At 65.3% G+C, this 23,531-nt stretch carries 27 protein-coding genes; 14 read left to right on the forward strand and 13 right to left on the reverse strand.

All coding sequences use genetic code 11. The features are described 5' to 3' along the window. Window positions 1–10 precede the first annotated feature (10 nt). The 4 genes from M2335_RS04675 to M2335_RS04690 all read left to right on the forward strand — a co-directional run bounded on the left by M2335_RS04675 (window position 11) and on the right by M2335_RS04690 (window position 3,745). Window positions 11–877, forward strand: coding sequence for an alpha/beta fold hydrolase (locus M2335_RS04675; RefSeq protein ID WP_264593940.1), 867 nt, complete (start codon window positions 11–13; stop codon window positions 875–877). Next, on the forward strand, window positions 874–2,037 hold the full coding sequence (locus M2335_RS04680) for a glycosyltransferase family 4 protein (RefSeq protein WP_264593941.1): 1,164 nt from the start codon (window positions 874–876) through the stop codon (window positions 2,035–2,037). The genes M2335_RS04675 and M2335_RS04680 overlap by 4 nt, the downstream gene beginning before the upstream one ends. Before the next feature lie 98 nt (window positions 2,038–2,135). Next, a complete protein-coding gene (locus M2335_RS04685) occupies window positions 2,136–3,539 on the forward strand; it encodes an NAD(P)H-dependent flavin oxidoreductase (protein WP_264571194.1) in 1,404 nt (467 codons plus the stop codon). Continuing rightward, entirely contained in the window at window positions 3,539–3,745 is a 207-nt protein-coding gene (locus M2335_RS04690; RefSeq protein WP_264593942.1) for a DUF2093 domain-containing protein, read from the forward strand. Before M2335_RS04685 ends, M2335_RS04690 begins: the two co-directional genes overlap by 1 nt. Before the next feature lie 142 nt (window positions 3,746–3,887). Here M2335_RS04690 and M2335_RS04695 read toward each other — a convergent pair whose 3' ends face one another. Then, complete coding sequence (locus tag M2335_RS04695; RefSeq protein WP_264593943.1) at window positions 3,888–4,886, reverse strand: 2-hydroxyacid dehydrogenase; 999 nt, start codon at window positions 4,884–4,886, stop codon at window positions 3,888–3,890. A 132-nt stretch (window positions 4,887–5,018) separates the two neighbouring features. Between M2335_RS04695 and M2335_RS04700 the strand changes: the two genes are divergently transcribed. After that, window positions 5,019–5,492, forward strand: coding sequence for an SH3 domain-containing protein (locus M2335_RS04700; RefSeq protein ID WP_264593944.1), 474 nt, complete (start codon window positions 5,019–5,021; stop codon window positions 5,490–5,492). 54 nt (window positions 5,493–5,546) lie between these two features. Here the strand turns inward: M2335_RS04700 and eda are convergent, their stop codons facing one another. From eda to zwf, 4 genes are read right to left on the reverse strand one after another with little or no spacing between them, the layout of a single operon-like run. Continuing rightward, on the reverse strand, window positions 5,547–6,164 hold the full coding sequence (eda, locus tag M2335_RS04705) for a bifunctional 4-hydroxy-2-oxoglutarate aldolase/2-dehydro-3-deoxy-phosphogluconate aldolase (protein WP_264593945.1): 618 nt from the start codon (window positions 6,162–6,164) through the stop codon (window positions 5,547–5,549). Next, on the reverse strand, window positions 6,161–7,132 hold the full coding sequence (locus tag M2335_RS04710) for a glucokinase (RefSeq protein ID WP_264593946.1): 972 nt from the start codon (window positions 7,130–7,132) through the stop codon (window positions 6,161–6,163). Before M2335_RS04710 ends, eda begins: the two co-directional genes overlap by 4 nt. Further along, window positions 7,129–8,958, reverse strand: coding sequence for a phosphogluconate dehydratase (edd, locus tag M2335_RS04715; protein ID WP_264593947.1), 1,830 nt, complete (start codon window positions 8,956–8,958; stop codon window positions 7,129–7,131). Before edd ends, M2335_RS04710 begins: the two co-directional genes overlap by 4 nt. Further along, window positions 8,951–10,417: a glucose-6-phosphate dehydrogenase gene (gene zwf, locus M2335_RS04720; protein ID WP_264587768.1), complete on the reverse strand. Its 1,467-nt coding sequence runs from the start codon at window positions 10,415–10,417 to the stop codon at window positions 8,951–8,953. The genes edd and zwf overlap by 8 nt, the downstream gene beginning before the upstream one ends. Window positions 10,418–10,761: 344 nt before the next feature. On the opposite strand from zwf, the gene M2335_RS04725 reads away from it, so the two are divergent. Continuing rightward, entirely contained in the window at window positions 10,762–12,081 is a 1,320-nt protein-coding gene (locus tag M2335_RS04725) for an MFS transporter (RefSeq protein ID WP_264593948.1), read from the forward strand. Window positions 12,082–12,186: 105 nt separating this feature from the next. Here the strand turns inward: M2335_RS04725 and M2335_RS04730 are convergent, their stop codons facing one another. Continuing rightward, a complete protein-coding gene (locus M2335_RS04730; protein WP_181560501.1) occupies window positions 12,187–12,570 on the reverse strand; it encodes a winged helix-turn-helix transcriptional regulator in 384 nt (127 codons plus the stop codon). Window positions 12,571–12,690: 120 nt separating this feature from the next. Between M2335_RS04730 and M2335_RS04735 the strand changes: the two genes are divergently transcribed. Then, entirely contained in the window at window positions 12,691–13,266 is a 576-nt protein-coding gene (locus M2335_RS04735; RefSeq protein ID WP_264593949.1) for an FMN-dependent NADH-azoreductase, read from the forward strand. Between the two features lie 15 nt (window positions 13,267–13,281). On the opposite strand, the gene gpmA is transcribed toward M2335_RS04735, so the two are convergent. Both gpmA and M2335_RS04745 read right to left on the reverse strand, forming a co-directional pair. Next, window positions 13,282–13,968 (reverse strand): 2,3-diphosphoglycerate-dependent phosphoglycerate mutase, encoded by a 687-nt coding sequence (gene gpmA / locus M2335_RS04740; protein ID WP_264573500.1) that lies wholly within the window; start codon window positions 13,966–13,968, stop codon window positions 13,282–13,284. A 109-nt stretch (window positions 13,969–14,077) separates the two neighbouring features. Then, a complete protein-coding gene (locus tag M2335_RS04745) occupies window positions 14,078–14,257 on the reverse strand; it encodes a hypothetical protein (RefSeq protein WP_264575083.1) in 180 nt (59 codons plus the stop codon). 204 nt (window positions 14,258–14,461) lie between these two features. Here M2335_RS04745 and M2335_RS04750 point away from each other — a divergent pair, with 204 nt between their 5' ends. Beyond that, window positions 14,462–15,178, forward strand: a complete 717-nt coding sequence (locus M2335_RS04750) for a dienelactone hydrolase family protein (RefSeq protein WP_264593950.1) — start codon at window positions 14,462–14,464, stop codon at window positions 15,176–15,178. Between the two features lie 178 nt (window positions 15,179–15,356). Here M2335_RS04750 and M2335_RS04755 read toward each other — a convergent pair whose 3' ends face one another. Next, window positions 15,357–16,493, reverse strand: a complete 1,137-nt coding sequence (locus M2335_RS04755) for a M14-type cytosolic carboxypeptidase (RefSeq protein WP_264593951.1) — start codon at window positions 16,491–16,493, stop codon at window positions 15,357–15,359. Next, window positions 16,490–17,167 (reverse strand): DUF4136 domain-containing protein, encoded by a 678-nt coding sequence (locus tag M2335_RS04760; RefSeq protein ID WP_264593952.1) that lies wholly within the window; start codon window positions 17,165–17,167, stop codon window positions 16,490–16,492. The genes M2335_RS04755 and M2335_RS04760 overlap by 4 nt, the downstream gene beginning before the upstream one ends. A 228-nt stretch (window positions 17,168–17,395) precedes the next feature. Here M2335_RS04760 and ykgO point away from each other — a divergent pair, with 228 nt between their 5' ends. Next, window positions 17,396–17,521, forward strand: coding sequence for a type B 50S ribosomal protein L36 (gene ykgO, locus M2335_RS04765; RefSeq protein ID WP_008069451.1), 126 nt, complete (start codon window positions 17,396–17,398; stop codon window positions 17,519–17,521). Window positions 17,522–17,603: 82 nt separating this feature from the next. On the opposite strand, the gene M2335_RS04770 is transcribed toward ykgO, so the two are convergent. After that, a complete protein-coding gene (locus M2335_RS04770; RefSeq protein WP_264573495.1) occupies window positions 17,604–18,146 on the reverse strand; it encodes a TetR family transcriptional regulator in 543 nt (180 codons plus the stop codon). Between the two features lie 76 nt (window positions 18,147–18,222). Between M2335_RS04770 and M2335_RS04775 the strand changes: the two genes are divergently transcribed. Further along, window positions 18,223–19,269 carry an aromatic ring-hydroxylating dioxygenase subunit alpha gene (locus tag M2335_RS04775; RefSeq protein WP_264593953.1) on the forward strand — a complete coding sequence of 349 codons (1,047 nt, stop codon included), beginning with the start codon at window positions 18,223–18,225 and terminating at the stop codon, window positions 19,267–19,269. Window positions 19,270–19,291: 22 nt separating this feature from the next. Here the strand turns inward: M2335_RS04775 and M2335_RS04780 are convergent, their stop codons facing one another. Beyond that, window positions 19,292–19,570 (reverse strand): GNAT family N-acetyltransferase, encoded by a 279-nt coding sequence (locus M2335_RS04780; RefSeq protein WP_264593954.1) that lies wholly within the window; start codon window positions 19,568–19,570, stop codon window positions 19,292–19,294. Window positions 19,571–19,580: 10 nt separating this feature from the next. Continuing rightward, entirely contained in the window at window positions 19,581–20,201 is a 621-nt protein-coding gene (locus M2335_RS04785; protein ID WP_264585657.1) for a GGDEF domain-containing protein, read from the reverse strand. Between the two features lie 225 nt (window positions 20,202–20,426). Between M2335_RS04785 and purE the strand changes: the two genes are divergently transcribed. The 4 genes from purE (at window position 20,427) to M2335_RS04805 (ending at window position 23,495) form a co-directional block, all read left to right on the forward strand. Further along, on the forward strand, window positions 20,427–20,903 hold the full coding sequence (gene purE / locus M2335_RS04790; protein WP_264572299.1) for a 5-(carboxyamino)imidazole ribonucleotide mutase: 477 nt from the start codon (window positions 20,427–20,429) through the stop codon (window positions 20,901–20,903). 8 nt (window positions 20,904–20,911) lie between these two features. Continuing rightward, window positions 20,912–22,000, forward strand: a complete 1,089-nt coding sequence (locus M2335_RS04795; protein WP_264593955.1) for a 5-(carboxyamino)imidazole ribonucleotide synthase — start codon at window positions 20,912–20,914, stop codon at window positions 21,998–22,000. 2 nt (window positions 22,001–22,002) lie between these two features. Beyond that, a complete protein-coding gene (locus tag M2335_RS04800; protein ID WP_264595358.1) occupies window positions 22,003–22,500 on the forward strand; it encodes a dihydrofolate reductase in 498 nt (165 codons plus the stop codon). 68 nt (window positions 22,501–22,568) lie between these two features. Next, the gene (locus M2335_RS04805; protein WP_264579652.1) at window positions 22,569–23,495 is read left to right on the forward strand and encodes a bifunctional riboflavin kinase/FAD synthetase; all 927 of its coding nucleotides are present in this window, start codon (window positions 22,569–22,571) and stop codon (window positions 23,493–23,495) included. Window positions 23,496–23,531 lie beyond the last annotated feature (36 nt).

The raw sequence follows: 23,531 nt of genomic DNA on the forward strand, positions 1-23,531 counted from the left end.
AGGATCAAGCTTGTCGGGCTATGAAGACAAATATTGGTGGTCGCAGGACAATTTACGGCTGCATTACCGGGACTATCCGGGCCGGGAGGATCGGCCGCCGATCCTGTGCCTGCCAGGCCTGACGCGCAACGTCCGCGACTTCGAACCGGTGGCAGAGCGGCTGGCGGGCGAATGGCGCGTTATCGTGGTGGAACTGCGCGGGCGCGGCGAGAGCGCCTATGCCAAGGATCCGATGAGCTATGTGCCGCTGGTCTATCTGCAGGATCTGCTCAAGCTGATCGATGAGCTGGCCCTGCCGCGCTTCGTGGGGGTCGGCACGTCGCTCGGCGGGATCATGCTTATGCTGATCGCGGCGACGCGGCGCGGGAGCCTCGCGGGCGCGCTGCTCAACGATATCGGGCCGGAGATCGCCGAGGAAGGGCTGGAGCGCATCCGGCAAGGGGTCGGCACCGGTAGCGCGCAGCCGACCTGGGTGCACGCCGCGCGGGCGGTGGCGGATGTGCAGGGGGTGATCTACCCCGATTACAAGCTGACCGACTGGCTGCGCATCGCCAAGCGGCTATATCGATTGACGAGCCAGGGGCGCATCGTGCTGGATTATGACCAGCGCCTCGCCGAGCCGTTCCGGGCGCCCGGCGGTGCGGCGGGCGTCGACCTGTGGCCGGCGTTCGAGGCGATCGGCGATATCCCGCTCACCTTGGTGCGTGGCGCGCTTAGCGATCTGCTGACCGTCCAGACGGCGCAGGCGATGCAGACGCGCCTCCCGCAGCTGGATCTGGTGACGGTGCCGCGCGTGGGCCATGCACCCACGCTGGAAGAGCCAGAAGCGGTGGCGGCGCTCGACAGGCTGCTCGCCAGGATCAGCGAGAAGCCATGACGCGGCGGGCGGCCCGGCGCGATCTCTCCCGCGAGCCGCTGCGCGTGCTGCAAATTCACCGCACCTTCGATCTGGGCGGAAAGGAAGCGCGCCTTGCCCGGCTGATGAATCATTGGGGCGCGCGGATGCAGCACGACATCCTGCTGGCCGAGCCGGGTGCCACTGGGGCGCAAGCCTTGCTCGACCCCACGCTGAAGGTGCGCTTTCTCGATTCGCCCGCGCTGGAGGGGCCCGCGACCTTCGCCCGGTTCAACGTGCTGGCCAAGGCGATGCGCGGCTATGATCTCATCCTGAGCTTCAATTGGGGCGCGATCGATGGCGTCATGGCGCACCGTCTCTTCCGCCGGCTGCGCTGCCTGCCGCCGTTGATCCACCACGAAGAGGGCTTCGATGTGGACGAGGCGTTCGTCCGCCAGGCCGCTCGCAACCGCTACCGCCAGATCGCTTTGCAAGGCGCGCGGGCGCTCGTCGTCCCCTCGGCGCAGCTGGCACATATCGCTCAGGCGGAGTGGCGGCAGCCCGCCGAGAAAGTCCACCAGATCCCCAACGGGCTGGATGTCGCCGCCTATGAGGGCACCCGGCCGGTCACTGCGATTCCCGGGCTGGTACCGGACGGACGGCTGATCGTGGGCACCGTCGCCAATCTGCGTGCGGTCAAGAACCTGCCCCGGCTCGTCCGGGCGGTGGCGCCGCTGCGCGACCGGCTGCGCCTGGTCATCGTCGGTGACGGGGAGGAGCGGGAGGCGATCCTTGCGGAGGCGGAGCGTCAGGGCATGCACGATCTGCTGATGCCCGGAGCCCTGCCGCGCCCACAGGATTATGTCGGGGCTTTCGATATTTTCGCATTGTCCTCCGATAGTGAGCAGTTCCCCACGGCCCTGATGGAGGCGATGGCGGCCGGCCTACCGGTGGTCGCGACCGACGTCGGCGATACCCTTGGCATGGTCGCGCCGGACAACCGGCCCTTCATCGTGGCCCCAGATGCGACCGATGATTTTCAGGCTGCCCTTGCAGAACTGGCCGGGGATGCCGATCTGCGTCGGACCATCGGCGCAGCCAATCGCGACAGAGCGAGGCGCTGTTTCGATGAAGCCGTGATGATCCAGCTCTACGCCCGGCTCTATGGTGAGGCGGTCGGTAACGAACTGGCGTTATTTTGAGTTTTGTGGCATTTTAGCACTTGGTTTGAGGAAAATGCTGGTAAAGGCGCTCGTGGCTGGCTTGCGAAGCTGGCCGATGGGGCACTGAGGAGTTTCATTTGTTCAAGGGCTTGAAGCCGATCGTCTATGGCGGTCGCGAGGTGTGGCCGGTTATCGAAGGCGGCAAGGGCGTTGCGGTCTCCAATCACATGAGCTCCGGGGCATGGGCTGCCGCTGGCGGCATCGGCACCGTGTCGGCCGTGAATGCGGACAGCTATGATGCCGACGGCAATGTCATCCCGCAAATCTACCATGGCCGCACGCGCCAGCAGCGCCATGAGGAGCTGATCGCCTACGCCATTGAAGGTGGTGTGGAGCAGGTGAAGCGCGCTTATGAGATGGCCGGCGGCAAGGGCGCCATCAACATCAACGTGCTCTGGGAAATGGGCGGCGCGCAGGCCGTGCTGCAAGGCGTGCTGGAGCGCACCAAGGGCATGGTCGCAGGCGTGACCTGCGGGGCCGGCATGCCTTACAAGCTCAGCGAGATTGCTGCGCAGCATCAGGTCAGCTACCTGCCGATCGTCAGCTCAGGCCGCGCTTTCCGCGCGCTGTGGAAGCGGGCCTATCACAAGGCTGCGGAGTGGCTGGGCGCGGTGGTGTATGAAGACCCCTGGCTGGCCGGTGGCCATAACGGCCTGTCCAACGCGGAAGACCCAACCAAGCCGGAGGATCCCTATCCCCGCGTGAAGGCGCTGCGCGACACGATGCGCGAGGGCGGCATCAGCGACGAGGTGCCGATCGTGATGGCCGGTGGCGTCTGGTATCTGCGGGACTGGAGTGACTGGATCGACAATCCGGAGCTGGGAGCGATTGCCTTCCAGTTCGGCACCCGTCCGCTGCTCACGCAGGAAAGCCCCATTCCGCAGGCGTGGAAGGAGAAGCTGATGACGCTGGAGGAAGGCGACATCCTCCTCCACCGCTTCTCGCCGACCGGCTTCTATTCCTCCGCGATCCGCAATCCCTTCCTGCGCGATCTCGAGGCGCGCTCGGAGCGGCAGATCGCCTTCTCCATGGAGGAAGCGGGCGACCATAACCATCAGCTCGATGTCGGCATCAAAGGCCGCAATTACTGGGTGACCCGCAACGATCTGCTGCGCGCTCGCGAGTGGGTGCTGCAGGGCTATGAGACTGCGCTCAAGACACCCGACAACACGCTGGTCTTCGTGACCGACGAGGACCGGGCTGTCATCCGCAAGGATCAGGCTGATTGCATGGGCTGCCTCTCGCACTGCGGTTTTTCGTCGTGGAAGGACCATGACGATTATTCGACCGGTCGCCTCGCCGATCCGCGCAGCTTCTGCATCCAGAAGACCCTGCAGGATGCGGTGCATGGCGGCGATGTCGACAAGAACCTGCTGTTCGCCGGCCATGGCGCCTATCGCTTCAAGCAGGACCCCTTCTACTCCAACGGATTCGTGCCGACCGTGAAGCAACTGGTCGACCGCATCCTCACCGGGGATTGATGAGCATGATGCGCACGCCGGACATGCCGGGCCTCGCCATCCTCAAATATCGCGCGGCGGATTATCAGGTGGTCCGCTCGGGCCGCTTCGTGATCTGCGCGGTGAGCGGGGTGGAGGTTCCCCTCGGCGAACTCGCTTACTGGAGCGAGGCGCGGCAGGAAGCCTATCGCAGCGCGATCGAGGCGACAAAGGCGCTGGCGGGTTAAAGAGCGGAAGCCAGCCCCACCTTATCCCTTTCTCGTCACGCCGGACTTGATCCGGGGTCTCGCTGCCTTTGCGGTGAGCGAAGAAGAAGCGGGATCCCGGATCAAGTCCGGGATGACGTGAGGTTAGGAGCGCGCTGTTCGCTCAAACCCAGCCTTCGAGAATCTGATCCGGCGGCCGGTCGCCGCCGACCCACATGCGGATGTTCGCGATCACCCGTTCGCCCGAGGCGATGCGGCCCTCGAAGGTCGCCGAGCCCATATGCGGGGTCATCACCACATTGGGGAGAGCGAGCAGGCGCGGGTCGATCTGTGGCTCGAACTCCCACACATCAAGGCCGGCGCCGGCAAGCTGCCCGGCTTCCAGCGCTTCGATCAGCGCCTCTTCATCCACGATGCCACCGCGCGAGGCGTTGATGAGGTAGACATGGGGACGCAATAGCCCGATGCGGCGCCGGTCGATCAGGTTCTCGCTCTGCGCATTGCGCGGCGTGTGGATCGTCAGGATGTCAATGCTCCGCAGCATCTCGTCGAGGTCGGGGTGCCAGATCGCATCCACTTCCTGCTCGGCGACCTCGGGCAGGCGCTGGCGATTATGGTAGTGGATGGAGAGGCCGAAGGCGCGGGCGCGGCGGGCGACGGCGCGGCCGATGCGGCCCATGCCGACGATGCCGAGCGCCTTGCCGCCGATGCGGTGACCGAGCATGTTGCTGGGGCTCCAGCCGGTCCACTCGCCGGAGCGCACCAGCTTCTCGCCCTCGGCCAGGCGGCGCGGCACCGAGACGATGAGCGCCATGGTCATGTCCGCCGTGTCCTCGGTCAGCACGCCGGGCGTGTTGGTGACGATGATGTTCTTCGCGCGGGCGGCGGGCAGGGCTATGTGGTTCACGCCGGCGCCATAATTGGCGATCAGCTGCAGCGCATCGCCTGCGCCGGCGACCAGATCGGCATCGAGATCGTCCGTCACGGTGGGCACCAGCACGTCGCACTGCTGAATGGCTTCATGCAACTCGGCGCGGGTCATGGGATGATCGTCGACATTGAAGCGGGCGTCGAACAGCTCGCCCAGCCGGGCTTCCACCGCTTGCGGCAGACGCCGCGTCACGATCACGCGGGGCGAAGCGGGCCGGGGACGCCTGGACATGTGGCGGGAATGCTCAGGCGAGAGCGGAAAGGCAAGCGGCAATTCGCGCAAGGCTGCTTCCGGTTGATGCCATGCGGTGGCCGTGGCAGAAGCGGGCCTTATGGTGTGGGCATTTTCCGGGAGATCGATGGCATGAACGCGCGCGGGCTATTCACGGCTTTTGCGGCGCTGGCCCTGGGATTGGGCGCTGCCGACGCGCAGGCGCAAACCGGTCGCCCAACGCCTTATTGGGCCTCACTCTCCAAGGGGGAGGCCAAGATGCGCGTGGGGCCGAGCGCCGACTATCCGGCGAGCTGGATCTACCGCCAGCGCGACCTGCCGGTGAAGGTGATCGAGGTCTATACCAATTGGCGCAAGATCGAGGATCCGGACGGCACGCAGGGCTGGATGCACGTGCGGCTGCTCAAGGATGAAGCGACCGCGATCGTGAAGGATGGCATTGCCCAGATGCGCGACGGCCCCTCCGAGAGCGCCCGCCTGCTGTTCCGGCTGGCGCCGGGCGTCGTGGGGCGGCTTTCCGGCTGTTCGGATGGCTGGTGCGCCATGGAGGTGAACGGCCGGCGCGGCTATGTGCAGGCCGCGAGCCTGTGGGGCGCGCTGGACTGACGGAAGCCTCGGCGTGGGCGTGCCCATCAAGGCACGCCAGCGGCGCCTCTCCGATTATCGCGGAAGCGTCGCAGCTTCCCTCGCCAGCGCTTCTACGGCTGCGGGGTCAAGCGGCCCCTTGGGCACGACCCAGCTTCCGCCCACGCACCCGACGAACGGCTGGGCCAGCCATTCCGGCGCATTGGCCGCCGTGATGCCGCCGGTGGGGCAGAAGCGCACGCCGCCGAACGGCGCCGCCAAGGCTTTGAGCGCGGGCAGGCCGCCGCTGGTCGAGGCCGGGAAGAATTTGAAGCGCTCAAGCCCGAGATCCAGTCCGCGCATGATGTCCGCCGCCGTAGCGACGCCGGGGAGCAGGGTGGCCCCATTGGCGATCGCGGCCTTGCCGAGCGGCTCGGTGAGGCCGGGCGACACGATGAACTGCGCGCCCGCCTCCAGCGCCTGATCGAGCTGGCGGGGGTTGAGCACGGTGCCGGCCCCGACCACGGCGCCGGGGACCTGCGCCATTTCGCGCATCACCTCGAGCGCGACTGGGGTGCGCATGGTGACCTCGAGGGCCGGCAGGCCCCCGGCGACCAGCGCCTGCGCCAGCGGGACGGCATCGGCCACGGACTCCACGATCAGCACCGGAATCACCGGCGCCAGCGCTATTACGTCATCGACAGTCATGCTCATGCTTTCTTCTCCCGCCATGCAGCGGCGGCGCCATAAAGGCCAATTTCAGGATGGGTTGCCAAGCGAACCGGAACGGTTCTCATCAGGGCTTCAAAGCGACCTTTTGCGGTGAAACGATCATGGAAAGCGCTGTTGTTCACGAGGAAGTCGCGCATCCGCTGCGTCAGTCCGCCAGCCAGCACCACATGATGCGGACCATGCGCCAGAGCGAGGTCGCCGGCCGTGGCGCCATAGCTCATGCACAGGCGCTCCAGCGCCGTGCGGGCGAGGGGATTGCTGCCATCCAGCGCGGCAGCCCACAGGTCCGCGTCGTTCATCAGCGTGACCGGCGCCTGGCTGATCGTTGCCAGCGCCCGATAGAGGGTGTTGAGCCCCGGTCCGGAGACGATCCGCTCCGTCGAGACCCGCACGAGATCGGTGCGCAATTGGGCGAGGATGCGGCCTTCCAGCGCGTCGAGCGGCGCGAAATCGACATGGCCGCCCTCGGTCGCAACGATATGCGGCACGCCCTCGTCAAAGGCGATCATCGCCACGCCAAGGCCAGTGCCGGGGCCGAGAATCGTCACCGAGCCATTTTCAGGAAAGGCCTCATCCGGCCCGAACAGCAGCGGCAGATCGCTCAGCGGCAGCCGGGCAATGGCGTGGGCCACCGCCTCGAAGTCATTGACCAGCCGCACCGCCGCAACGCCGAGATCATCGGCCAGCTGGGCAGGACGGATGATCCAGCTTGAGTTGGTGAGTTTGATGACCTCCCGCCCGATGGCCGTGGCGAAGGCGATGGAGACCCTCTCCGGTGCTGGCCCATCGTCATCGGCCAGAAAGGCCTGCCAGCAGCTTTGCAGGCTGGCATGATCCGCGACCTTGTATTTGCGCACGGTGCCCAGCGTGGGCACGCCGCGCGCATCGAGCGTGGCACGGGCGAAGCGGGCATTGGTGCCACCAATATCGGCGGCGACGAGATCGGTCATAGTTCCGCATCCATGGCTGCCAGCAGCGGCGAGGCGCCGGCTTCCGCCAGATCGCTATTATGGCGGAACAGGGCGAACAGTTCCCGACCGGTGTCATAGGGCGGCGGTGGCGCATCGGCCTGATCGCGCGCATCCCATTCCGCGGCATCCACCTTTGCTTCCAGCGTGCCGCTCTCGGCGCAGACGCGGACGATGTCGCCATCGCGCAGCTTGCCGATGGGGCCACCGCCCAGCGCCTCGGGCGAGAGGTGAATGGCCGCCGGCACCTTGCCGCTCGCGCCGGACATGCGCCCGTCGGTCACCAGAGCGACCTTGAAGCCCTTGTCCTGCAACACGCCCAGCGGCGGGGTGAGCTTGTGCAGCTCTGGCATTCCATTGGCGCGCGGCCCCTGGAAGCGCACGACAACCACGACGTCCCGATCCAGCTCGCCCGCCTTGAATGCGGCCATGACCTGATCCTGATCGGAGAACACACGGCAAGGCGCCTCGATGGTCCAGCGCTCGCGGTCCACGGCGCTGGTCTTCATGATGCAGCGGCCGAGATTGCCGGCGAGCAGCCGCATTCCGCCATCCGCGCTGAACGGGTTGGAGAGCGGGCGCAGGATCGCGTCGTTGCCGGGCGCGGTTGGCGGTTCGTCCCAGACGAGCGCGTCATTCTCCAGCGTCGGCATCCGCCCGTAATCCGTGAGATCAGCGCGGGCGACGGTCATCACGTCCCGGTGCAGCAGGCCGCCGCGCAGCAATTCGGTGATGATCCAGGCCATGCCGCCCGCAGCATGGAAGTTGTTCACGTCATCCGCGCCATTGGGGTAGACGCGCGCCAGCAAGGGCACCGCGGCGGAGAGATCGGCGAGATCCGTCCAGTCGATGACGATCCCCGCCGCCCGCGCGATGGCGGGCAGGTGGATGGCATGATTGGTCGATCCGCCGGTCGCCAGCAGGCCTACGGCGGCATTCACGATCGCCTTCTCATCGATGCACTTGCCGAGCGGGCGATAATCATCGCCATCCCACCCTATGGAGGCGACACGATGCACAGCGGCGCGGGTCAGCTCGCTGCGCAGCTTGGTGCCGGGATTGACGAAGGCAGCGCCGGGCATGTGCAGGCCCATTACTTCCATCATCATCTGGTTGGTGTTGGCCGTGCCGTAGAAGGTGCAGGTGCCCGCGCCATGGTAACTGGCGCTCTCGCTCTCCAGCAGTTCCTCACGCCCCACCTTGCCCTCGGCATAGAGCTGGCGGATGCGCTGCTTTTCCTTGTTGGCAAGGCCCGAAGGCATCGGCCCGGCGGGCACGAAGATGGTGGGGAGGTGGCCGAAGCGCAGCGCGCCCATCAGCAGGCCGGGCACGATCTTGTCGCAGATGCCGAGCATCAGCGCGCCCTCGAACATCGCATGGCTGAGCGCCACGGCGGTCGCGAGCGCGATGGTTTCGCGCGAAAACAGCGAGAGCTCCATGCCGGCGAGGCCCTGCGTCACGCCGTCGCACATGGCCGGCACGCCACCCGCAACCTGCGCCGTCGCGCCCACTTCCCGCGCCGCGATCTTGATCGCCTCCGGGTAGCGGCCATAGGGCTGATGCGCCGACAGCATATCGTTATAGGCCGTAACGATGCCGATGTTCATGGCATTGCCGGCGCGGATCGCCGGCTTGTCCTCACCGCTCGCGGCAAAGCCATGGGCGAGGTTGCCGCAGGAGAGTCGATCCCGGTTGGTGCCGGCATCGCGCCCGCGCTCGATGAGGTCGAGATATTTGCGGCGACTGACCGCGCTGCGCTGGACGATGCGTTGCGTGACGGCGGCGACGGTGGAATTGAGATCAGTCATACCAGCTTGCTCCATCGCGCTCGATCAAGGCAATTCCGGCCGAGGGCCCCCATGTGCCAGCGGCATAGTGCACGACTTGCTGGCCGGATTCCTGCCAGCTCTGGGTGATGGAATCGATCCAGGTCCACTGCGCTTCCACCTCGTCGCGGCGCACGAACAATGTGGTGTCGCCCTCCAGCAGATCCAACAGTAGCCGCTCATAGGCGATCCGGCGACGCTCACCGGCAAAGGCATGAGTGAGCGAAACGTCGAGGCCGACCTCCTGCAGCTTCACGCCATCCCGGTCGAGCCCCGGCCGCTTGGCCATGATGCACAGGCGGATGTTCTCGTCCGGCTGCAGGCGGATGATCAGCGAATTGGGCTCCAGCGCGCGATCATAGCCGTTGCGGCGGAAGATGCTGTGCGTCACCGGCTTGAACTGGATGAGAATTTCCGACTGGCGGTTGGGCATGCACTTGCCGGTGCGCAGGTAGAACGGCACGCCGGTCCAGCGCCAATTGTCGATATGAGCCTTCAACGCCACGAAGGTCTCGGTATCGCTCTCCTTGCCCAATTCCTCTGCATAGCCGGCGATGATCTTGCCCTTCACCGCGCCGTCGCGATACTGGCCGCGCACACTGTGGGTGCGGACGGTTTCGGGCGTCATAGGCCGTAGCGAGCGCAGCGCCTTCACCTTCTCGTCGCGCACCGAGGTGGAATCCATCCGCGCGGGCGGCTCCATGGCGATGATCGAGAGGATCTGGAGCATGTGGTTCTGCACCATGTCCTTGAGCGCACCGACGCCGTCATAATAAGAGACGCGACCCTCCAGCCCGACCGTCTCGGCGACGGTGATCTGGACATGATCGATGGCGCCCCCGTTCCACAGCGGCTCGAACAGGCGGTTGCCAAAGCGCAGCGCCATCAGGTTCTGCACCGTTTCCTTGCCAAGATAATGGTCTACGCGGAAAATCTGCTCTTCATCGAACAGGTCGCCAATGGCGTCGTTCACCACCTTCGACGAGGCGAGATCCTTGCCGATGGGTTTTTCCATGGCAATGCGGGTGTGCGCATCGACCAGACCCGCAGCTGCGAGGCCCTGAGCGGTGGGCGCAAAGAGCGAGGGCGGGGTGGACAGATAGACTGCGATGGGACCATCGCCGAGCGCCTTCGCCCGTTTCGCCAGCGCATCGAAATGCGCCTGTTCGCCGGCCGACACGGCGCAATAGCTGATCTTTTCGAGAAAAGCGGTAACGCGCGCCTCATCATGATGCTCGTCGGCGAGATAGGTCGCCAGCGCCTTGCGGATGGTGTCACGAAAGGCCGCGTCATCCATCTCGGACCGACCGGAGGCGAGGATGTTGAACGGCTCGGGCAGCAGCCCGTCGCACAGCAGATGGTAGAGCGAGGGAAACAGCATCCGGTGCGCCAGATCGCCGGTGGCGCCGAACAGGATGAGTGTCGCGGACTTTTCGAACAAGACTGGGGACCCTTCGTGGCCTGATGAATTGCGCACCTGAGCTGGACATTACAGGCGCACGACTTTGGTGCAACCGCACAATCGGACCCGTTTTCGATGAAAGCGCAGGCGCGCGCGCTATCGTTACGTGCTCGCGCAGGGCCAGAATTCCTTCGACCGGCTCTATGGGAGGCAGCCGCAAGGCATTGTTCGCCGGCGCAAAATCTTGCCTCGGGCGCGGCTGGTCACGGTGAATTCCGGCTTGCCAGACGGGCAGCGGTTCCGCAGGAGCGCACACGCGGCGGGGGCGGTTCTCACCATTTGACCCTCGAAGACAGACCGACCAGCCTTCGGGGGAGAGATACATGGCGCAGTCCCATACAGACGGGCAGCGGATCGACATCGAGACCATTCTGGACCGGCCTTACGGGGCCTGGCGGTGGTACATCTTTGCGCTCTGCGGCATCGCCATGGCAATGGAGGGCTTCGACATGTACATGCTCGGGGCCATCGTGCCGGCTCTTGCTGCGGGTCTTGCTGTCGAGCCAGCGGCGATTTCCGCCGTGTTCGTGGCGCAGGGCATCGGCCTAGCCCTGGGCTATGCCTTCATCGCGCCGCTGGCAGATCGGGTTGGACGCAAGCCGATCGTCATTCTGTGCGTGCTCGGCTTCGGCCTCGTCACGCTTGTCACGGCCCTGGCATCGACCCTGACGGCGGTCTCGCTTCTGCGGCTGGTCGCCTTTGCGTTTTTCGGCGGCATCACGCCCAACATCATCGCAATGGTGGCGGAGATTTCGCCGCGCCACATCCGTCCCCGCCAGATCATTCTGGTCACCGCCTGCTTTGCATTCGGTTCGGCGATGGGCAGCGCGCTTGCGCCTCTCATTGTTCATCGGCTCGATTGGTGGGGCGCGTTTCTGGCGGGTGGCGCCGCACCGCTGCTGCTCCTGCCGGTGCTGATCTTCACCCTGCCTGAATCTCCCCGCTTTCTCGTCACCGCCGGGCGCAGCACCGCGCAAGTCAACCGCGTCCTGCGGCACATCACCCGCGAGGTCAGCGACACGGCCCATTATTTTCTCGATGAACCGCCAGCCGGGCGGGCGTCACTCAAGTCCGTCTTTGCCGAGGGGCGGCTGGCCATGACGCTCTTGTTCATGCTGGCGGGCGGCATGATGATGTTCGTCGGCAATGCCGTGGCCTCCTGGGCGCCGACCTTCTGGCACATGCAGGCCGGCTTCCCGATGGCGGATGCGGCAGCGTTGTTTGCCCTTTCCTCCGTCGGCGCGATCGTGTGGCCGTTCATCATGATCGCGCTGGTCGGCTGGATCGGCGTCAAGCGCACCCTGCTCTTCTGCTATTTCGCGGGCGGCACCTCGATGCTCGTCTACATGGTACAGCCGTTCACGCCGGCACTGGCCGCGTTCATGGCGATTGCCTTCGGCGCCTTCGTGGTCGGCTCGATCAGCGGGCTCTATGCTTTCATCTCCGCGGCCTATCCCACGCAGATCCGCTCCACGGCGCTTGGCTGGACGGCCGGGGCGGGGCGACTGCTCGCGATCATCGGGCCGGCGACCGGGGGCTGGCTGCTGGCGCAGGGTGTTGGGCCGTTCGGCGTGGCGCTGGCCTTCGGGCTGCCGCTGTTCATCGCCGGCATCGCCGTGGCGTTCGTCCGCAGCAAGGCATAGGACCACCATAGTGCTCCTGCGAAAGCAGGAGCCCAGGGCGCAAAAGCCGGGCCTTGCTGCCCTAGGCTCCTGCTTTCGCAGGAGCACTATGCTGATTAAACCGCCTCAGCCTTCCTGCAGGCGATCGAACCGCTCCCGATGCGCGTCGATCTCCTCGCGATGCATCTGCGCCCATTTGCCGAGCCGGATCGCCTCGCGGGCCAGCGAATGGCCGAGCGGGGTGAGGGCGTAATCCACCTGCGGCGGGGTCGTCGGGTGCACCGTGCGGTTGACCATGCCGTCTCGCTCCAGCGCGCGGAGCGTGCGGGTCAGCATCTGCTGCGAGATGCTGCTCACCTCCCGCCGGATCTGGTTGAAGCGCATCGTGCCGTCACCAAGAGCCGCAACCACCGGTAGCGTCCATCGATCGCCAAAGCGCGCGAGGGTCTGCGTGATCCGCATGCACTCCTTGTGCGATGTCACGGTGAGGCGGGTGGTGGTCATATCCATGTGACTAGGTCTCGAAAAAATGCGTTCTTGTTGGTTCTAGAGGTCCACCCTAGCTGGTTGCAAACAGAAACTGATCTTCCCGATCCGTCTCTCAAGAGCAATTTTACGAAAGGGCCGACCATGACCGTGTTGCATATCGATTCCAGCATTCAGGGCGAAAACTCCATCACCCGCCAGATTTCGGCAGCCATTGTCGAGCGCCTCAAGGCGGAGCAGCCCGGCGCGGACGTGCGCTATCGCGATCTCGCCGCCCAGCCGCTGCCGCACCTGACGCTGCCCGGCTTCGGCACGGACGAGGCGGCGGCTGTGCTGGCGGAATTCCTGGATGCGGACACGGTCGTGATCGGCGCACCGATGTACAATTTCACCATTTCCACCCAGCTCAAGGCGTGGATCGATCATATCGCGGTGGCCGGCAAGACCTTCCGCTATGACGAAAGCGGCAATGCCATCGGCCTGGCGGGTGACAAGCGCGTGATCGTCGCCCTCTCGCGTGGCGGCTTTTACGGTGCGGGCACGCCTGCAGCCGCTGTCGAACATGCGGCAAGCTATTTGCGCGCCGTCTTCGGCTTTATCGGCATCGCACCCGAATTCATCGTGACGGAAGGCGCTGCTGTCGGTCCCGAGCATCGCGCGGCCGGTATCGAGGCGGCGCTGGCCGCCGTCGATCAGCTTGAGCTGAAGGTGGCGGCCTGACCGGCCGCCTAACCCTTACCGCTCCGACAGATAATAACGGTCCTTCGCGGAAAGATCGTCGGCCAGCTCATAGACAATGGGCTGGCCGGTCGGGATTTCGAGGCCCGTAATCTCGTCGTCGGGGATGTTCGAGAGATGCTTGACCAGCGCGCGCAGTGAATTGCCATGCGCTGAAATGAGCACGCGCTTGCCGGCCTTCAGCTCGGGCGCGATCCGGCCCTCCCAATAAGGCAGCACGCGCGCGATGGTATCCTTGAGGCTCTCCGTCGCCGGGATGGCGATGCCGGCATAGCGCCGGTCCTTGCTCAGGTCGAATTCGCTGCCCGCCTCCAGTGGCGGCGGCGGCACGTCGAAGCTGCGGCGCCAGATCTTCACCTGCTCATCGCCATGCTTGGCAGCCGTCTCGGCCTTGTCGAGGCCGGTGAGGCCACCATAATGCCGCTCGTTAAGGCGCCAGTCCTTTTCGACGGGCAGCCAGAGCCGCTGCATTTCTTCAAGCGCCAGATTGAGCGTCTTGATCGCGCGGGTCTGCAGCGAGGTGAAGCACTGGTCGAAATCGAGGCCCTTGTCCCGCATCAGCGCGCCGGCCGCCTTGGCTTCGGCAGCGCCTTTCTCGGTCACGTCGACATCCCACCAGCCGGTGAAGCGGTTCTCCAGATTCCAGGCCGATTGGCCATGGCGGATGAGGACGAGGGTGGGCATGAGGTCTTATCTCCCGATCTTCGGCGGTTTTACCGTTATCGGGCCTGATAGCGGGATTTGGTGTAAGCGCAATCCGTTCGGGCGGGTCTTGAAGACGCGCAGAGAGGCTTCAGGCGTGCTCGAGCGTCGCGGCGTGGCCACGCGCTTGAAGCGCTTTCAGCATCGTCTGATAATGCTGCACATAGCTCTGATAGGCGGCTTTCTCATCCGGGTGCATCGCCGTCGTGGCCTGCGCTTCGAATTGCTGGATCTGGCTCTGGAGAAAGCCCGGATCCCACAACGTCTTCATCTCGTAAACTCCCATATTGCTGGCAGAAAACTGCGCCGGGGCCGGTTGGTTCCGGCAAAAGCGACCGGCTGCGTTAAATGTTGAGAAACCACCCGCGCGGGCTGTCTTTTCGGCCGGGATTGCTGCCGCAAGCGCCCTTGTCCGCCCGAGCACAATTCGCCATGGATGAGCGCATCATCCCATTGCAGCAAAGGAGCAGGAACCATGGCGATCACCCGCACTGTCCACCTTCATGAAGGCCCCGGCGGTCCCTTTGAATCAATGTTCGTCGGCGATGCGGATGCAGGCGATCAGCCGGGCGTGCTTCTGTTCCCCAACTTCATGGGCACCAAGGAGTGGGATTTCGCCAAGGCCGAGACGCTGGCGGCGCAGGGCTACAAGGTGCTGGTCGTCGACTATTACGGCCAGGGCAAGCGCGGTACGGACATGGAGAGTGCGGGCAAGCTGCTGCATGACCTGATGGCAGACCGGCAAGCGGTGAAGACCCGGCTGCTCGATGCCCTTGCGGAGCTGCGCGGGTTGCCGGGCGTGGATGGCAGCCGGATCGGCGCCATCGGCTTCTGCGCAGGCGGCAAATGCGTGCTCGATCTTGCGCGCGCCGGGGCGGACATCAAGGCCGGTGTCTCCTTCCACGGCGTCTACGACGCCCCGCCATTCCCCAACGCGCCGATCACCGCAAAGCTGATGATCTGCGACGGGTGGAACGACAATCTATGCCCGCCCGATGCCAAGCTGGCCCTGTGCAAGGAGCTGGCGGCTGCGGACGTGGACTTCCAGTTCACCACCTATAGTCGCACCGGCCACGCCTTCACCGCAGACGATGTGCCGCTGAATGCGGACCGGAGCTTCGGCTTCGAGCCAGAGACCAACCGCCGCAGCTGGCGCGCTGCGATGGCGTTTTTGGGCGATGAACTGGGGTGAAGCGAGAGCGCTGATCGCTCCCAATTTTCCGTCACCCCGGGCTTGACCCGGGGGCCAGCTTCCTTTCACGCCTCATCCCGTCAGGCGAACGTCCTAGGAAGAGTGAGCTGGACCCCGGGTCAAGCCCGGGGCGACGGTGGAGGAAGGCACAGTCCGGGCGCCCTGGTCCCGACCGTTCTCAAATATCCCCGACCATCTCCGCCAGCGTGGCGAGGCAGTCGCGCGCCAGTTGCATGGAGCGCTCCGGGCTCCAGCCCTGGGCGGTGTCCGGCAGGTCGTCATTGTCCTTGAACGGCATTTCCAGCGTCATCGCCACCGCGCCGTAGCGCTCTGCGATCTGGGCGGTTGCCATGGAGAGATTGGCCTTGCCCGGCCGCGCCTCGGGATAGCCAAGGCGAGTCTGGAAGTCGGGCGTGCGGATGGCCAGCGTGTCGCGATAGCGACGGAACAGTGCGAGCTGCGCGTCCTTGATCGAGGGAATGCCCTCGAACCCGGCGAGAAAGACGGCCGGGATTGCCTCGTCGCCATGCACGTCCATGGCGAAGGCGACGCCGGTTTCGTCCATGCGATTGCGTACGCAAAGCACTTCCGGCGCGCGGTCGGCTTGCGGCTCATGCCATTCGCGGTTGAGATTGATACCCCGGGCATTGGTGCGCAGATGGCCGCGAAAGGCGCCATCCGGGTTCATGTTCGGCACGATGTAGAAGCGACAGGCGGCAAGCAGAGCGCGGGCATGGGCATTGGTGGGGTCGGTGAGCATGTCGAGCGCGCCTTCCATCCACCATTCCGCCATCGTCTCACCGGGGTGCTGGCGCGCGATCAGCCAGACGGGTTTGTCGCCGCTCCCCAGTTCCAGGCAATCGATCGGGCGTCCGTCGAGGCTCTCGCCCAGTTGGCGCACGGTCACGCCCTCGCAGGCCGCTGCCTGCGCCACGAGATCGTGATGCCGCTCCTGCGAGTAGGGCGCGAAATAGGCGAACCATGCGGCAGCGCCGACGAGGGTGTAGGCGATGGTGAGGGTGCCGCCATCCACGCCCGGATCGTAGCGGCTGGCGGCGCGGCCCCAGCGCTCGCGATCTTCCGATACGCAGGCGGCATAACCGGGCCAGCCATCGGGATAAGCGGATTGCGCGAGGCCCGTGATGCGCAGGGTCAGGCGCGTGCCCGCCGGCGCGGCGGCGCGAAAGTGGAACCACTGGAAGAAATCGCTCTCATGGTCCTTGTGGATGGAGAGCGTTGCAATAGTGCCGTCGATCGCTTCGACGCGGATGTTGCCGCTATCGAAGCTGCTGTTGATGCGAAGGGGTGCGGTCATGGCACCGTGATAGTCTCGCCGGACGTGCCGGGGAAGCCCTGGAACAGCGCATCGGCAAGCCGACCGACCACGAGGCCGGGCTGGGCGGCCGGCGTGCCTTCCTTGGCCTGCGTCTCGGCACGACCTTCCCACACAACCACCTTGTCGCTCGCGCGGCGCAACTGCACGCGCATCCGGTTCACGACCACGGGCTTGGGTTTGCCGGAGAGATTGATCCCGATGCCAAGGCCGACGCCGCTGCCATAAGAACCGGTCGATCCGCCCACGCCGACGCTCACCGGGGAGCGTGCGGGCAGGGGCGCGATCGTTTCCCGCCCCATGTCCACAACCGCTTCATATTGCGCTGCCCCGGCACCGGATGCGCCGGGCTGGAGGGTAGAAAAGCCCGTCCGCGCCAGCGCCGCGCTCACGGCATTGGCGGCGGTGCGGAATTCGAGGCTGGCGCTATCGTCCGGATTTCCGGGCACGATGAGCACGGTGCCCTGCCGGGCGACGTCCGGCTGATGGAATCGGGTGACGTCGACAGGCCCGGTGGATGTCGCGCAGCCACCCAGGGCGAGCGCGCCGAGTACAATGGCCGCGATGCCGGCCTTGCGCGCGCCGAATCGCCGACGACCCTCGATGTAGGGAGTCGCCCGCCCATGGAGCGGCGGCATGGAAAAACTGCTCGTCATGGCCTTGCATCCCTTATCATCTGGCCATCTCTCTGAAATGGCGTCTCATCAGTCGAGTTTGCACCGGAAATGCTGCATGATGGCTTAACGATTGTTCAGGAAAGCGGTTGCCGACATGAGGGGACGGGGCTGCGCAAAACTTGCACCGCCGCCTTGACTTTCCGGAGGCTGACCCATAGAGGCGCGGCTTCGAATTTTCCGTCACCCAAGAATCATTTGGACCCGATCATGAAGATCCGCAACTCGCTCAAGTCGCTCAAGGACCGTCACCGGGACAACCGCGTGATCCGCCGTCGTGGGCGCACCTACGTCATCAACAAGACGCAGCGTCGCTTCAAGGCCCGCCAGGGCTGAAGACGCGCGGCGGGGCGCTTTCGCCCTGCCTCTGCCAATCAGGCGCCCGGTCAGTTGCTGGCCGGGCGTTTTGGCGTGTCCGTCACGGCTGATCTGTGGCTGCGCGTGTTCGCCAGCCGTCGATGAGAACATCCAGCGCCAGGATGAAGCTGTCCCGGTCCGCCTCGACCTGAACCGCTCGCAGCGTCGTCCAGCCCGTGACGAGCGCCTGGACGGACCGCTGTGCGACGGCGGCCATCTCCGCGCTCAGGCCGAGCGCGGTCAACTCCTTCACGATCTGGCCGATCAGATGGTTGCCAGCTCCCCGCTGCGCGCGGGTGACGGCAATGAGCTGACGCGCATCGCGTATGGATGTCTGCGCGTCCCATAAGGCGATGCCGAAATCATGCAGCCATGCCCACCAGCTTTCTGCCGGCGGCACCGAGTCAAGGCAGGCCTTGAAAATGGAGATGGACATGAGTGCGTGGAGGGCCTGCTTGTCCTCCACATGCCAGTAAAGCGATGAGACGCTGACGCTGAGCCGGGTGGCGATCTTCCGCAGGCTGACCGCCGCCAGCCCTTCTTCCTTCAGCAGCGCAATGGCTTCCTCGACGATCCCGTCCTGATCCAGCTTCGCGAATGACATGCTGCTCCCCTTGACAGTTTGCCGGTGAAAAAGCATCAATCGCTAAACGAACGATGTTCGATTAGGAGCGGGCCCCATGTATCCTTTCACCCCTGGCAGCTACGCGCCGCGCAACGGCTGGTACGTCGCCGCATTTGTGCGCGAAATCGGCGAGGATTTGCTCAGCCGGTGGATTCTCAACGAGCCGGTCGTTCTGTACCGCAAGGAAGATGGCACGGCCGTGGCGGTGGAGGGGCGCTGTCCGCACCGGCATTATCCCCTGGGCGCGAGCAAGCGCGTCGGCGATGCGATCCAATGCGGCTATCACGGCATCACCTTCGATTCATCTGGGGCCTGCACGATGGTGCCGAGCCAGAGCACCATTCCCGGTGTCTACCGGATCAAGAGCTACCCACTAATCGAGCGCGGGCTATGGGCGTGGATCTGGCCAGGCGATCCCGACAAGGCGGACGAGTCGCTCATCCCGACGCTGGACGAGATCGGCTTCAACATTCCCGGCATGATCCCGGATGCCTTTTATTCCATGCATGTGGATGGGCGCTATCAACTGCTCAACGATAATCTGCTGGACCTGAGTCATCTCGGCTATCTCCATGCCACATCGATCGGCACGCCCGATGATGCAGCGACGCCCGAAGTGCGTGACCTCAATGATCGCCGCTTGTCGAGCCGGCGGATCATGCGCGATACGCCGATGCCGCCTTATCATGATCGCAGCGTGCATGACGGGCTGGTCGATCGCATTTCCGGCATGGATTTCTTCTTCCCCGGCTTTCACGCAGGGATTGGCGAATCCCGCTATCCGCAGGGTCATGAGAAGGCCGGCGAGGTGCTCCACACCAGCCGGGTCTGGCATGCCGTCACGCCGGCGAAGAAGACCAGCTGCAACTACTTCTTCGCGATGAGCGCACCGTCACAGGCGCGGGTGGACGACGCCCGCCGGCGTCTCGAGCCTGTGCTGGATGAGGACAAGTTCGCGACCGAGGAAATCGAGAAGATCATTTCCACGCTGGACGTCCTCCCGCCCGAGCTGATGCTCAAAAGCGACGGAACGGCGGTGCAGGGGCGGCGTATCCTTCAGGCGATGATGGACCGCGAGAAGGCCGAGCTAGAGGGGGCCTGACCGTGAGCGGACGGCCCGCACGTCAGACGGCCAGCAGGTCGCGTTGATCGGGGTGGCGCTCGAAATAGGTGACGACGTAGCTGCACACCGGCCGGATCTTGAGGCCGCGTGCGCGCGCATCGTCGAGCAGCCCGGCGACGAGATCGGCCGCGACGCCCTTGCCGCGCAGCGCCGATGGCGTGAAGGTATGCGTGATCGCCAGCGTGTCGCCATCGCGCTCATAGGTGGCGAAAGCGATCTCGCCGTCCACTATGATCTCGTAGCGGTTGCGCTCGGCATTGTCCTGAACCGCGTGGGCCATGACCTGCTCCTTATTCTGCTGCCTCGGCAAAGGTGCTGCCGGGTCTTTTGGCAGCATACATCGCCATATCCGCGCGAGTAAGGGCGGAAAATTCCGTGTCGCCCTGTTCGAGGGCCGTCCAGCCGACGGAAATAGACAGCGGCAGCATCACGCCCTCGTGCAAGCAGGCCGATTCCGCGATCATGCGCTGGAGCCGCCGGGTGGTTTCCTCCACGGCCTCAGGGTCAAGATCGTCCAGCAACAACGCGAACTCATCGCCGCCCATGCGGGCCGCGACGTCGGTGGACCGCAGTCCATTCGCGAGAAGGCGCGCCATATGCACCAGAGCGGCATCGCCGGCGCCATGGCCAAAGCGATCGTTGATCCGCTTCATCGAGTTCACGTCGATGAACACGAGTGCGCATTTGCCTTCATGCCGTTCGAGCCGGTCCAGCCGATCCCGAAGGCAGTTCATGAAATGCCGCCGATTGTAGAGCGGAGTGAGCGTATCGCGAATGACGAGTCGTTCAAGTTCCTTGTTGGCGGTTTTAAGAAGGGACAGCTCCCGGCGGAGTATATCCAACTCCTGCTCAAGCGCTGAAATGTCAGGTGCGGGAAGATCGAGTGCGACCGTCCGCGCAGTGGCTTCCATCAAAGCTCTATCTCCTGTGCGCGACCGCAGCATGTAACCCTGTGCGCTGGGTATAGTTCCAAGCTTTGCCTTTGTGCACTGCGGAACCCGCGTTCCGCCGTATGATCAGAGCGTTTTGACCGGTTGTGCGCCATGGCGCTGGTGTCTATGGGCTGAGACTTAAAGAGAAGTTTCCGGCCGGCGTTCCCGTTGACGCCAGGCAGCATGAGGACGGGGCGGCGAAGAATGGCGAAAATCGGTGTGATCATGGGCTCGCAGTCCGACTGGGACACGATGCGCCATGCCGTCGATGTTCTGCAAGACCTTGAAATTGAATGCGAAACGCGGATTGTTTCGGCTCACCGCACCCCGGATCGACTCGTCGATTATGCCAAGACGGCAGCAGGCCGAGGTCTGCACGTCATCATCGCCGGAGCCGGCGGAGCGGCCCATTTGCCGGGGATGGTCGCGGCCATGACTCGCGTGCCGGTGCTCGGTGTTCCGGTGCAGTCGGCGACCCTCTCCGGGCTCGATAGTCTGCTTTCCATCGTACAGATGCCCGGCGGCGTTCCGGTCGGGACGCTGGCCATCGGCAAGGCAGGCGCCAAGAATGCCGGTTTGCTCGCAGCTGCAATATTAGCCAATAGCGACGCGGCGCTGGCCGATCGACTGGATGCATGGCGTGCGGCGCAAACGGATTCGGTGGCAGGCAGCCCGCAATGACCTCCCCCATGACGATTGCGCCCGGGTCGACCATCGGCATCGTCGGCGGCGGCCAGCTTGGCCGGATGATCGGCATGGCCGCGATCCAGCTTGGCTATCGGGTCCATATTTTCGCGCCTGAGGAGAGCGGCCCCGCGTCTGACATTGCCAGCGCGTGGACGCAGGCGCCCTATGAGGATGACGCCGCGCTCACCGCCTTCGCAGACGCGGTCGATATCATCACCTATGAATTCGAGAATGTGCCGAGCAACGCCGTTGCCTTGCTCGCCAAGCTCGGGCACGTCCGGCCCAATGCCCGCGCACTGGCGGTCGCGCAGGACAGGTTGCTGGAAAAGAGCTTCGTCGCCGGCCTTGGCGGACGGACGGCTCCCTATGCGCCCGTCTCCAGCGGCGCGGTGCTGCAGGATGCAATCGCGCGGATCGGCGCGCCCGCCATCCTCAAGACGACGCGCTTTGGCTATGACGGCAAGGGCCAGGTCCGCCTGATGGATGCGGCGCCCGAGACTCTGGACACCGCCTGGGAGGCAATCGGCTGCAATCCGGCGGTGCTGGAAGGGTTCGTCACCTTCGACCACGAGTTTTCGGTCGTGCTCGTGCGCGGACAGGATGGCACCGTGCGCTTCTGGGATTCGCCGCATAATGTGCATGTCGACGGCATTCTCGCGACATCTACGCTGCCGGCTCCGGCGGTCGTGCTGGCGCAGGTGCCCGAAGCGCGGGCCATTGCCGCGCGCGTCGCCCAGGCTCTGGAATATGTTGGCGTGCTTACGCTGGAGTTCTTTGCCGGGGCCGCCGGGCCGATCTTCAACGAGATGGCGCCGCGTGTCCACAATAGCGGGCACTGGACCATTGAGGGCGCTGTCACCAGCCAGTTCGAGAATCACGTCCGCGCCATCTGCGGCCTGCCGCTCGGATCGACGGCGCTTGCCGCGCCGGCCGTCTCCATGCAGAACCTGATCGGAGACGAGGCCAATGAGTGGCAGGCGATTCTGGCCGACGAGACGGCGCATCTCCATCTCTACGGCAAGAACGAGGCACGCCCCGGCCGCAAGATGGGCCATGTGACGCGCGTGCACATGAGCGATAGCGCGGCATGACGATGGACGCGCGTCCAGAAATCGTGCTGCTGCTCGCCCGCGCCGACAACGGCGTGATTGGCAGCGAGGGCGACATTCCCTGGCGGATCCCCGGCGATCTCAAGCGCTTCAAGGCCATGACCATGGGCACGCCCATGCTGATGGGGCGCAAGACCTTCGACAGCCTCCCCGGGCTGCTGCCGGGCCGTCGCCACATCGTGCTGACCCGCGACCGCGCGTGGCAGGCGGAAGGCGCAGAGGTGGTCCACAGCGTCGATGAAGCCCTTGCCGCCGCGCAGGCGCCGGTGCTGTCGGTGATTGGCGGTGCGGAAGTCTATCGGCTGTTCGAACCGCTGGCCGACCGGCTGGAGATCACGCAGGTACATCTCTCGCCGCCGGGCGACGCGCGCATCGATGCGCCCGATCCCGCCCGGTGGGAAGAGACGATGCGCGAGGATCACCCGGCGGAGGGCGCAGTCGCCGCCTTCGGCTACCGCACATTCCTGCGGCGCGGAGCCTGATCGCGGTGCGCATGCGAGCCGCCATCGGGGCTGGCGCCCGCGCGTCGCTCCCCCTATAGGCGCCCGCCATGGAACGGATCAGCAGCGATCAGCCGATACCGGCACATTTGCGCGGTGCCATCATTGCCCTCGGCAATTTCGACGGTTTTCACCGGGGCCATCAGGCCGTGGTCGGCCGGGCCGTGGAGCTGGCCCGTGCGCAGGGCCGTCCGGCCATTGTCGCGACCTTCGATCCGCATCCCATGCGCCTCTTCCGGCCGGATGCGCCCTTCTTCCGCCTGACCACGCTCGATCAGCGCGAGCGTCTGTTCGGCGAGGCGGGCGCGGATGCCATGCTGGTCTTTCACTTCACGGCTGAGCTGGCCTCGCACAGCGCGGAGGACTTCGTGGCCATGCTGGCGACGGAACTTGGCGCGGCGGGGGTGGTGACCGGCGAGGACTTCACCTTCGGGCGCGGGCGCTCGGGCACTGTCGCGGCTTTGCGCACGCTTGGCGCGGTACACGGCTTGGCCGCCGAGGCCGTGGCGCCGGTGCGCGACGAGCAGGGCGAGATCATCTCCTCCAGCCGCGTGCGCGAGGCCCTGCTGGCTGGCGACTGCGCCACGGCGACGGGCCTGCTCACCCGGCCTTTCGCGATTGCCGGTGAAGTCATCGATGGGGACAAGCGCGGCCGCACCATCGGCTTCCCGACCGCCAATATGGAGATGGGCCATTATCTGCGCCCGGCTTATGGCATCTATGCCGTGCGCGCACGGCTGCCCGATGGGCGAATCGTCTGCGGCGCGGCCAATCTCGGCATCCGCCCGACCTTCGTGCCGCCGCGCGAGTTGCTGGAGACCTATTTGTTCGATTTCTCCGGCAGCCTTTACGGCCAGACGCTGGAGATCGCCCTCATCGAACGGCTGCGGGGCGAGCGCAAGTTCGACAGCCTGGATGCGCTGGTCGAGCAGATGAGCGCCGATGTCGTGCGGGCGCGGATCATCCTCGGGGCCTAATCATGCCTTGTCACCGCGCAGGTCTCCGGCAAGACT

The organism is Sphingobium sp. B12D2B, assembly GCF_025961775.1.
Lineage (GTDB): Bacteria > Pseudomonadota > Alphaproteobacteria > Sphingomonadales > Sphingomonadaceae > Sphingobium.